Here is a 9,216-nt window from a genome sequence, read left to right on the forward strand (position 1 = left end):
AGGCTAACGGGCGGAAAGCAGCTCTGTCGACCCATTTTCCATGCCTGGTTCGCCTGCTCCGCGAGGCAGGCACGCTATGGGCTTAGGCGATCTGACGAAGATCATCGCCGTAGTCAAAGATGATCCGCATCCGGGCGCCCAGCGCTCGGGCGTACCGGCTCAGCGTCGCGACCTCATTGACCTCGAGGTCACCGTTTTCGATCTGGCTCACCCGTCCGGGGGAGACGCCCATNAGCTCGGCCACCTGGCGCTGGGTCAGCCCGAGCCGTTTGCGCTCCTCGGCGAGATGGAAGGCGCCGACCCAGGCCTCGGTACGCGCCCGCTCGACGGCGAGCGCCTCGTCGTCGCCGTCATGCAGGTCGGCACGGATGTCCTGCCAATCATGGAACTCGGTCATGAGCCTTCCCGCCGTTTCCGCTCGAAAGCCAGCCATCCGTCGTATGCGGCCTCCGCAGCCGGGATCGCAGTCTTGTACCACCGCGACCAGTCGCTGGCCTTGTTGCCGGCGATCAACAGCGCCGCCTGCGACTCCGCCGCATTGTGACGCAGCCAGTCGGTCTCAGTCGGTGAGGTGGTTGATCGCGCCGGTGCGGACGGCGGCGCAGATCTGGCGCCAGACGGCGGCGGGGATCTCGATGTGGTGGCTGCCGAGGTAGCCGTAGCGGAGGTGGACGTGCCCGTCCCGCTCGGCGGCGAGGCCGCCGCTGGCGGCGGTCCAGGGGGTCCAGGCGGCGTTCAGCCGGTGGAACGCTCCCCGGTCGCCGGCGCGGATCTCCGCCCGCAGGGCGAACCAGATCGCCCTGGGCATCCGCAGGTCCGGGTCGGTGCCGGCCGTGTAGCTGATGGCGACGGTCTCACCGTCACGGGCGAACGCGACGTCGGGACTGACAGCGGGCCGGCGCCAGGCGAGCTGGTCCGGGGGGCTGGCCATGGTCGCTCCTGCGTAGTGGTCTCCGGTGACCCGTCGGCGCGGGACCATCCGGGTTCCTCGCCGACATGGGCAGTCTGTGCACGTGACCGGGTGACCGCCAGGTGTGCGCACGATGCGTGCGGTGCCGTGCCGTGCTGTGCGCCGCTGCGGCCGCGGACCCGACGTCAGGCGAACGGGGAGGAACAGCGACGGGTGAACGAGGACAGGACCGGCGCGGCGGCGCTGGGGCGGCGGATTCGGAGTCTGCGCGGCCGGATGAGTCAGGACACGCTGAGCCGACGGATCGGGTTTCATCGGACCCGGATCTCCAAGGCCGAGAACGGGGAGCTGCCCTCCGCCGATCTGTGCGCCGCTCTCGACGACTACTGGCGGACCGGCGGGGAGATCGCCGCCTGGCAGGCCCGACTCGAGGCGGCACGAGACGGCGACGGCGACGGCGCGGCCGGGACCGACCGCAGGCAGGTTTTCGAGTTCTCCGCGGCCGGGTTGATCGCCGCGGACACCTACCGGCGGCGCGCGCGCCGCAACCCGGACGTGCTCACCCTGACCGAACTCGACGACGAGCTCGACGGTCATGCGGCGGTGTTCACGACCACGCCCCATGCGATCCTCGCCCCGCGGGTGTATCGCACCTGGCAGTCCGCCGAGCGGCTCCTCGACGCGGGCGCCAAGACCAGGGCACAGGCGAAACTCACCCAGATAGCCGGCTACTCGGCGTACATGCTGTCGCGGCTGGCGTTCAATCTCGGCGATCAGGCCGCCTCGCGGCGCTTCGTCACCCAGGCCGGCGACCACTCCGACCAGATCGACGACCCGGTGCTGACCGCCTCCATGGCGGCGATGTCCTCCACCCTGGCGTTCTACGGCCACCAGTACGCCGAAGCCGTCGAAGCCGCGTGCCGGGCACCCGACCATCCCTACACCCGGGCCAGGCTCGCGGCCTATGAGGCGCGGGCCCTGGCCGCCCTCGGCGATCCGGCCGGCACCCGGGAGGCGCTGGAACGGATGCGGCGCGCCGTGATCGATGTCCCGGCCCGGCCGGGAAGCTCGCCGTTCGGACCTGCGACGGCCGAATCGTTCACCGCCGGGGTTCTGGCCCGTCTCGGCGCGGGCGACGAGGCGGAGCCGATCGCCCGCGGCGCCGTCGACGCCTTCGAGCGCGGTCGGGCCGTCGGCTTCGAGGACCACGGCCACGCCGTCATGGTTCTCGCGACCGCCCTCGTGCGCCGCCCGCGACCTGATACGGCCGAGGCGGCCCGGCTCGGGATGCGGGCCCTGGCGATCCTGGCCGCGAGCCCGACCCAGACGCTGATCAGCCGCGCGGGACGGCTCGCGGCCGATCTCGCCGGGCAGGCTCCCCTCCCGGAGGTCGTGGACTTCCGTGAACGGCTCAACGCCGTTACCCGGCCGGCTTTGATGGATGGATGATCCTCGACATAGGCGAGTCGCTCCCCGCGGTCATGGTGCCGACCGTGCGTACCGAGCGGCTCATCCTGCGCGGGTGGACCGCCGATGACATCCCCGCCTACACCCGNATGGCGTTGAACCCGCAGATGAGCCGCTACACCGGATCGCCGTCGAGTGAGGGCGCGGTCTGGAACATGTTCGCGTTGCAGATCGGGCACTGGGCCCTCAACGGCTTCGGTATGTGGCTCGCGCACGAGCGGGCCACCGGGGAGTTCATCGGACGCGCCGGCCTTTACCGGGAGTACGGCTGGCCCGGCCTGGAAGCCGCCTGGACCATCCGCCCGGAGCGGTGGGGGGAGGGATTCGCGACCGAGGGCGGTGCCGCCGCGATCGAGTACGCCTTCGTCGGTCTCCGCGCCGACCGGGTCATCTCGATCATTCACCCGGAGAACGCGGCGTCCATCCGGGTCGCGGGCAAGCTCGGCATGACGTTAGCGGAAGCCACCGAGCGTAACGGTCAGCCGCGGCACATCTACGCGATCAGCCGTCCCGACTGGCGGCCGCTCAGCGCGGGATCTCGGTGAGCTGTCCGTACGTGTGTACCTGTGCTAGGGGCCGTCCGTGCTGTGTGGTCATCCGTGCTATGTGGTCATCCGTGCTGCCCATGCCGTTGGTTGCGTGTTCAACCTCTGGTCGTCGGTGTGCAGGAGGCTCCGCGAGGAGCGCGAGCTCGCCTCCGCCTGCCCATGACGCCTGCCCATGACCCTGCACGAGGAGCAACTGCATTGCGTAGATATTCGCGTGGGAAAATGCGACTCGCTGTCGCCACAGTTCTGGCCGTCGCCGCCCTCGGCCTGTTCGGTATGCCGGCGGTGGCGCAGGGGCCGGCGGACGTGCGGATCAACGAGGTCGAGTCGAGCGGTGGATCGCCCGGCGACTGGGTGGAGCTGACGAACATCGGTTCGGCGGCTGTGGACGTCTCCGGCTGGGTCGTCAAGGACAACGACGACTCGCACGTGTTCACGGTGGCGTCGGGCACGTCGCTGGCGGCCGGGGGACATCTGGTTCTCGATGTCGATCCGGTGTTCGGCCTCGGTAGTTCCGATTCGGTGCGGCTGTATCAGCCGGGTGGTACGACGCTGGTCGATTCCTACACCTGGACCTCGCATGCGTCGACGACCTACGGGCGCTGCCCGGACGGCACCGGTTCGTTCACGACGACCACCGCGTCGACCCGAGGCGCGGCGAACGCCTGCCCCGCCAGCGCGTGGCCCGGCGGCTCGGCCGTCGCCACCGCGGACGACGCGAACGTGTTCGGCACGAACCTCAGCGGCCTGTCGTTCCAGAGCTCCGGTGTTCTGTGGGCGGTGAAGAACGGCCCCGGCACGCTGTACCGGCTCGTGCCGAACGGCGCGAAGTGGCAGCCCGACACGACCGGCGGCTGGGCCTCGGGCAAGGCGCTGCACTACGCCAGTGGGACCGGTGATCCCGACGCGGAGGGCGTGGTCACCACCCCTGACGGCGTGGTCGTCTCCACGGAACGGGACAACAGCAACAACGGCGTCAGCCTGCTGAAGGTCCTGCGGTACGACGGCTCCGCCACGGGCACCTCGCTGAACGCGACCGCGGAATGGAACCTCACCTCCGACCTGCCTGCCGTGGCGGCCAACAGCGGGCTCGAGGCCATCTCGTGGATCCCCGACACGTACCTCACCGCGCACGGCTTCCACGACGAGCACACCAACACCGCCTACGACCCGGGCGCCTATCCCGGCCACGGCAGCGGCCTGTATTTCGTCGGTCTTGAAGCGAACGGCACTGTCTACGCCTACGCGCTCAACCAGAGCGGCGGCGGCTACACCCGGATCGCCACCGTTTCGAGCGGCTTCGCCGGGGTCATGGACCTCGAGTACGAGCCCGCGACCGGCCACCTGTGGGCCGAATGCGACGACACCTGCCAGGGTCGCACCGCGACGCTCGACATCAACGCCGCCGGCCGGCTCGCCGTCACCGCCGTGTACGCCCGCCCCTCCGGGATGTCCAACTACAACAACGAGGGGTTCGCCCTCGCCCCGCAGGACACCTGCTCGGCCGGGCACAAGCCGGTCGTCTGGTCCGACGACGACAACGACTCCAGCCACGCGCTGCGCAGCGGCACCCTGACCTGCACACCCTGACGTCCCGACAGGGGTGGGCGGCCCGGCCGAGCCGCCCACCCCCATCACTCCCGTCGGGCGCAGGGTGGGTCAGCGGGCCGTCGTCCGGGAGTAGAGCAGGGCGTTCGGGGAACCGTCGCCGACGTTGGTCAGCGCGCCTTGGGTGGCGGCGTTCACGATGGCGGTGCGGACCCGGTCGGGGCCGGCGCCGGGATGGGTGCTCAGGAAGAGGGCGGCGGCTCCGGTGACGTGCGGGGCCGCCATGGAGGTCCCGCTGATGGTGTTGGTGGCGGTGTCGGAGGCGTTCCAGTCGGACGTGATGGCGGTGCCGGGGGCGAACAGGTCCACGCACCTGCCGAAGTTGGAGTACGAGATGTCGCGGCTGTCGTCGGCGGTCGTCGCGCCCACGGTGATGGCGCGGGGAAGTCGGGCGGGGGAGAAGTCGCACGCGTCGCTGCCGCCGTTGCCGGCCGAGACGGAGTAGGTCAGGCCGGCGTTGATGGACTGGCGTACCGCCAGGTCCAGCGCCCGGGACGCGTCGCCCTCCAGGCTCATGTTCACCACGGCGGGGCTGGCGTGGTGGGCGGTGATCCAGTCGATGCCCGCGATGACGCCGCTCACTGTGCCGAAACCGTCGCAGTCCAGCACCCGTACCGCGACCAGGCGGACCGACTTGGCGACGCCGTACGTCGATCCACCCACGGTCCCGGCAACGTGCGTGCCGTGGCCGTTGCAGTCGTCGGTGCCGTTACCGTCGCTGATGGACGAGAAGCCGCCCGAGGCACGGCCGCCGAAGTCCTTGTGGCTGGTCCGGATGCCGGTGTCGACGATGTACGCGGTGACGCGGGCACCGGTCGAGTCGTAGGTGTACTTGTGATCCAGCGGGCGGTCGCGCTGGTCGATGCGGTCCAGTCCCCAGTCGGGCCGCCGCTGCGTGATGTCGGCCCGGACCACCTGGTCGGCCTCGACGTAGGCGACGTCGGGGTCGGCGCGCACTGCGGTGAGCTGCTGGGCGTCGAGCCGCGCCGCGTATCCGTTCACGGTCTGGCGGAACTCCCGGTCGACCCGCACGCCCATACCCCGGGCACGGCCGACGGCGGGCGCCGGACCGCTCGGCGACGCGGCGGATTTCAGCACGACGATGTACTGGCCGGCGGGGTCGGATGGGGCTGCGAGGGCGGCGTCCACCGCGGCCGTCTGCGCCACGACGAAAGCGGTGACGAGCCCGCCGGTCGCCGCGAGTCGACAAAGGCTTCTTCTCATTGGTTCTACTCCTCCGGGCCGCGCCGGATCGGCGCGCCGGTCGCGGGGCGGGTGCACCGGGAGGCGGATCAGCCGAGCCCGAGGCCGCGCGCGACCGTCAACTGGATCTGGTTGGTCTGCCGGATGCCCTCCAGCGCCTTCCGGTTGGCGGCGAGGTCGGGGCGTTGGAGCTCCGACTCGACGTCGAACCAGACGCCGACCAGATTGGTCTGTTTCTTACAGGTGATGTCGGTCGCCGCCACGGCGGTTTCCGTCGCCGACACCGGGCCCGTGCGGAACCGCGGATCGGCGGCGGCGTCCAGCGGCGACGAATAGTGCAATCCATGCCTGCCCATGCAGGCCGACCAGGCGCGCAGGACCTCCTGCACGCGCCCGTCGCGGCCGGATGCGAAATAGCTGGTCTGGGAGAGCCGCTGCGCCAGGTCCGGGTCCGTGCCGGCGGGTGCGCCCGCATTCAACCGGCGTTTCGCCTCACCGGCACAGCCGCCGGCCGGGATGGGGCGCCCGTCGACGGCGCCTGGATGCCGGCCGGTGAGGATGTCGAGGGTCCCGGGATCCGGTGTCGTCGCCGATTCCGCGGGCGTCGGGGGTTCGCCGGCCGGTCGAGGCTTCGACACGCGGTAGCCGGCCGTCGCGGCCAGTGCCGCGTCGGTGATGCCGTAGCGGCGTTCGTTCAACGTGGCCGGCAGGTCCGAGGCGACGGGCCGCGGCCGCGGATCGGGCAACCCGAAGCGGCGCGTGCACTGGGCGAGCAACGCCCGGTACGCCCGGGCGACCGACGCGGATTCGCGCGGGCTGAGCAGGTACCGGTCGAGGGGAAGGTGCAGCGCGGCGCCGTCGAGAAGCACCGGCGGCCGGACCGCCGCCACGGCGGCGGGCGCGCTGGAGCGCGTGCCCCCGCAGCCGGCGACGAAGGCCGAGACGAGGGCTACGGAGAGGGCCAGCGCCGCCGCCGGCGCCCACCGGGAGGCGAGGTCGGGCCATTCGGGGGCGGCCCGCCGGCGGGGGGCATGATGCCGGCCGAAACGGCCCGCCTGGTGGGGCATCGGTCTCCTGTCGGTCACCGCGGCCGGCACAGCCGATCAGGGCCGATCCTGATCGTCCGGTTGGGGACGGGACCGGCCCTGAAACGGCGCGTTGTCGGCGGGAGCGGTCTAGCGATTGGATCGGTTTTCTAGCGGGCTCAGACCCAGATGAAGGACTCGACGTTGTTGATGAACGTGCTGGTGAAGTTGCCGCCGCTGCTGGGGGCGATGGTGCCCCAGGTGCCGGTGCTGTTCACGCCGGTGTAGACGCGGGCGGTGAGGTGCTGGTCGTAGTTCCAGGCGGATTCCGAGTTGTTTCCGACCCGGGCGCCCTGCCCGGCGCCGGGCGAGCTGAAGGTGTTGTTGTTGAGGTTGTTGTCCGAGAAGAAGAAGTCCGCGTGGCTGCCCCCGTAGTTCCGGAAGTACCACAGACAGAGGTCGCCGTCGCCGTTGCTGTACAGGTTGCAGGCCCCGTCGAGGTGCTGCGCGCTGACGCCCCCGCCGTTGCGGCCGGACCTGGTCGTCGCGGCGGCGCTGAGACCCGAGCTGCTCTTGGCCACCGGTGCGCTGGTCCCCGGAGTGGTGGCCGATCCGCCGCCGCTGGCGGCGAGGGCGGGTTGCCCGACGGCGACGACGCCGGCGACTGCCACCCCGCCAACGGCGACGGCGAGGCTCCGGCGAAGGGAGGTCCTGTTCATGTCCATGCTCCTTGCGTCGATGAGAAAATGTTTGAACGCCGCTCCCGCAACGACGTCACGTTGCCCCGGACGCCCTTCCCAGGCACGTCAGATGAATCGCCCGCGCGGCACGCGCATCGTGGTCTCCGGGTGCCCCGGCGGGTCTGGTCGTGACCTGATGAAAGTTGCTTCAACAATGAGGCTTCGTCGCTGGACTTGGTTTCGGTGGTAAAGCGACTGCCTGGTTGGGGAGAATGCTGGGTGCGGATTGAAAGTATGGCGTCGGGTCCGCGGTGTCCAGGATGCCGCCGTAGCGCGTGTCGAGCTGGAGTCGCGGGTTGTCGAGTGGCGCATGTCCCGTCTAATCGGGGAAATTCCGGCTGCTTTTCCCGTGCTGGCGGGCGTATCCGGGTGGTGGTCGGGGCAGGAACGGCGGCGGTGACGGATACCTGACACCGCCGGCCGCCGGGAGTTTCGGCAAACGGACTCGTTCCGTCCGTCTTGCCGGCGCACCAGGGTGTCTCGTGTGGCCGATCGGCGGCCGTCGACGGCGCCGGCAGCCTTCTCGAGGCCCCTCTTCCGCTGTCCTAAAGCCCCTGACCAGGCAAGGCGTGAAGCCGTCGAGTGGGCGAGCCGTTCGGCGTGCTCCCGTGGGGCGGATCGCCGACGCGGGCACACCCGGCGTGCCCGCAGCCGTCGGGGATCGGGCATCGAAGGCTGGGCGACTGGGGCCGACGGCGCCCGTCCGCGGTATCCCGTCCGCGGTATCCCGCCCGCGGCATCCCGCCCGCGCCGGGCCCTGTGGTGTGGCGGGCTCTGCGGGTGTGGCGCGTGAACGAGCGTCGATGAAGGAGTGCCGTCCGAACAGGACGGATGCGGGCGTCGTTCGAACGACTATTCGGCGCGGCTTCCGCGCGCCACCGAAGATCGCCGTTCTTTGACTATCGAAATAGTCGGGAACATCTTGTCTGACTCTTTGCATGGTTATACTTTTTCGCGGTCATCCCTGACAACGATGAGAGCGGTGGCGACATGGGCGAGCGTGCTGGCGATCAGTTGGTCGAGGTCCGGTTGTGCGGGCGGCCGACCCGGTCCGGAAAACCGTGCCGGATGCGCCTCTACGGGCCCGAGATCGCCTGCCGCACGCACCTCACCGAGCACGAGCGCGACGTCGCCGAGGCGTACCAGCGGGGGATGGGCGACGGTCATCGTTGCGGCTGGGAAAACGGTCAGGAAATTGGAAAGCAGCAGGTCGAGCGGCTCCAGCGGCGGATCCGGGAGCTCGAGGGGCTGCTCGGCCGCGGGCCGCTGCGCCACGAGGCCGGCGCCGAGCGGATCGTCGAGATCGACGGGTAGCGGCATCGTCCGGCGCCTCGACGAGGGGCGTTCGGAACCGGCACGTGATCGGTCCGCCGGGCCCGGATATCAGCGACGGCTACTGATCTTTAATGTGCCGGGTCGGGTTGATCCGGTGGTGATCGCTGGGGTGATCGTTGGGGGTTGGGTAGTCCGTTGGTATGAGGTATGCGACGGGTGGCGGGTTGACCGCTGAGGATCGAGATCGCCGGGAACGGATACGACAAGAAGCCGCNCATTTGTTCGAACAGGGTGTGTCGAACCGGGAGGTTGCCGCTGGGTTGCGGGTGACTGAGCGGTCGGTGGAGCGGTGGCGGCGGGTGTGGAAGGCCGGTGGGGTGGCGGGGTTGCGGTCGCGGGGGCCGACGTCACGCTGCCGGTTGGATGAAGAACAGTTGCGG

The 9,216-nt window shown here is 70.4% G+C and carries 9 protein-coding genes and 4 pseudogenes; 6 read left to right on the forward strand and 7 right to left on the reverse strand.

The window, feature by feature from the left end; all coding sequences use genetic code 11:
- Window positions 1–82: 82 nt before the first annotated feature.
- The 3 genes and pseudogenes from UK82_RS39390 to UK82_RS21915 all read right to left on the reverse strand — a co-directional run.
- Window positions 83–232 (reverse strand): helix-turn-helix transcriptional regulator (locus UK82_RS39390; protein WP_236706273.1); only part of this gene is annotated, 150 nt, incomplete at its 5' end.
- Between the two features lies 1 nt (window position 233).
- Window positions 234–397: pseudogene (locus UK82_RS39395) on the reverse strand (XRE family transcriptional regulator); the annotation flags it as partial.
- 162 nt (window positions 398–559) lie between these two features.
- Window positions 560–931 (reverse strand): hypothetical protein, encoded by a 372-nt coding sequence (locus UK82_RS21915; RefSeq protein WP_044884521.1) that lies wholly within the window; start codon window positions 929–931, stop codon window positions 560–562.
- Window positions 932–1,123: 192 nt separating this feature from the next.
- Here UK82_RS21915 and UK82_RS21920 point away from each other — a divergent pair, with 192 nt between their 5' ends.
- From UK82_RS21920 to UK82_RS21930, 4 genes and pseudogenes are all read left to right on the forward strand, one after another.
- A complete protein-coding gene (locus tag UK82_RS21920; RefSeq protein WP_044884444.1) occupies window positions 1,124–2,359 on the forward strand; it encodes a helix-turn-helix transcriptional regulator in 1,236 nt (411 codons plus the stop codon).
- Window positions 2,360–2,391: 32 nt separating this feature from the next.
- A pseudogene (locus tag UK82_RS39400) lies at window positions 2,392–2,465 on the forward strand (GNAT family N-acetyltransferase); the annotation flags it as partial.
- A 1-nt stretch (window position 2,466) separates the two neighbouring features.
- On the forward strand, window positions 2,467–2,922 hold the full coding sequence (locus UK82_RS21925) for a GNAT family N-acetyltransferase (protein ID WP_313949824.1): 456 nt from the start codon (window positions 2,467–2,469) through the stop codon (window positions 2,920–2,922).
- 225 nt (window positions 2,923–3,147) lie between these two features.
- Window positions 3,148–4,515, forward strand: coding sequence for a lamin tail domain-containing protein (locus UK82_RS21930; protein WP_082121773.1), 1,368 nt, complete (start codon window positions 3,148–3,150; stop codon window positions 4,513–4,515).
- 69 nt (window positions 4,516–4,584) lie between these two features.
- Here the strand turns inward: UK82_RS21930 and UK82_RS21935 are convergent, their stop codons facing one another.
- The 4 genes from UK82_RS21935 to UK82_RS33045 form a co-directional block, all read right to left on the reverse strand.
- Window positions 4,585–5,757: a S8 family peptidase gene (locus UK82_RS21935; protein WP_044884446.1), complete on the reverse strand. Its 1,173-nt coding sequence runs from the start codon at window positions 5,755–5,757 to the stop codon at window positions 4,585–4,587.
- A 68-nt stretch (window positions 5,758–5,825) separates the two neighbouring features.
- On the reverse strand, window positions 5,826–6,803 hold the full coding sequence (locus UK82_RS21940) for a hypothetical protein (RefSeq protein ID WP_044884523.1): 978 nt from the start codon (window positions 6,801–6,803) through the stop codon (window positions 5,826–5,828).
- Window positions 6,804–6,940: 137 nt separating this feature from the next.
- The gene (locus tag UK82_RS21945) at window positions 6,941–7,480 is read right to left on the reverse strand and encodes a peptidase inhibitor family I36 protein (RefSeq protein ID WP_044884524.1); all 540 of its coding nucleotides are present in this window, start codon (window positions 7,478–7,480) and stop codon (window positions 6,941–6,943) included.
- 963 nt (window positions 7,481–8,443) lie between these two features.
- Window positions 8,444–8,821 carry a hypothetical protein gene (locus UK82_RS33045; protein WP_128423271.1) on the reverse strand — a complete coding sequence of 126 codons (378 nt, stop codon included), beginning with the start codon at window positions 8,819–8,821 and terminating at the stop codon, window positions 8,444–8,446.
- 155 nt (window positions 8,822–8,976) lie between these two features.
- Here UK82_RS33045 and UK82_RS43065 point away from each other — a divergent pair.
- A pseudogene (locus UK82_RS43065) lies at window positions 8,977–9,050 on the forward strand (transposase); the annotation flags it as partial.
- A gap of 1 nt (window position 9,051) precedes the next feature.
- Window positions 9,052–9,216, forward strand: a pseudogene (locus UK82_RS43070) (helix-turn-helix domain-containing protein); the annotation flags it as partial.

The sequence above is a fragment of the Frankia sp. ACN1ag genome, from assembly GCF_001414035.1.
Lineage (GTDB): Bacteria > Actinomycetota > Actinomycetes > Frankiales > Frankiaceae > Frankia > Frankia torreyi.

Excerpts from the sequence above, each read along its gene's own strand:
- UK82_RS21915 (WP_044884521.1), bottom strand. The coding sequence starts at position 931 with ATGGCCAGCCCCCCGGACCAGCTCGCCTGGCGCCGGCCCGCTGTCAGT.
- UK82_RS21925 (WP_313949824.1), top strand. The coding sequence starts at position 2,467 with ATGGCGTTGAACCCGCAGATGAGCCGCTACACCGGATCGCCGTCGAGT.
- UK82_RS21930 (WP_082121773.1), top strand. The coding sequence starts at position 3,148 with ATGCGACTCGCTGTCGCCACAGTTCTGGCCGTCGCCGCCCTCGGCCTG.
- UK82_RS21935 (WP_044884446.1), bottom strand. The coding sequence starts at position 5,757 with ATGAGAAGAAGCCTTTGTCGACTCGCGGCGACCGGCGGGCTCGTCACC.
- UK82_RS21940 (WP_044884523.1), bottom strand. The coding sequence starts at position 6,803 with ATGCCCCACCAGGCGGGCCGTTTCGGCCGGCATCATGCCCCCCGCCGG.
- UK82_RS21945 (WP_044884524.1), bottom strand. The coding sequence starts at position 7,480 with ATGAACAGGACCTCCCTTCGCCGGAGCCTCGCCGTCGCCGTTGGCGGG.
- UK82_RS33045 (WP_128423271.1), bottom strand. The coding sequence starts at position 8,821 with ATGCCGCTACCCGTCGATCTCGACGATCCGCTCGGCGCCGGCCTCGTG.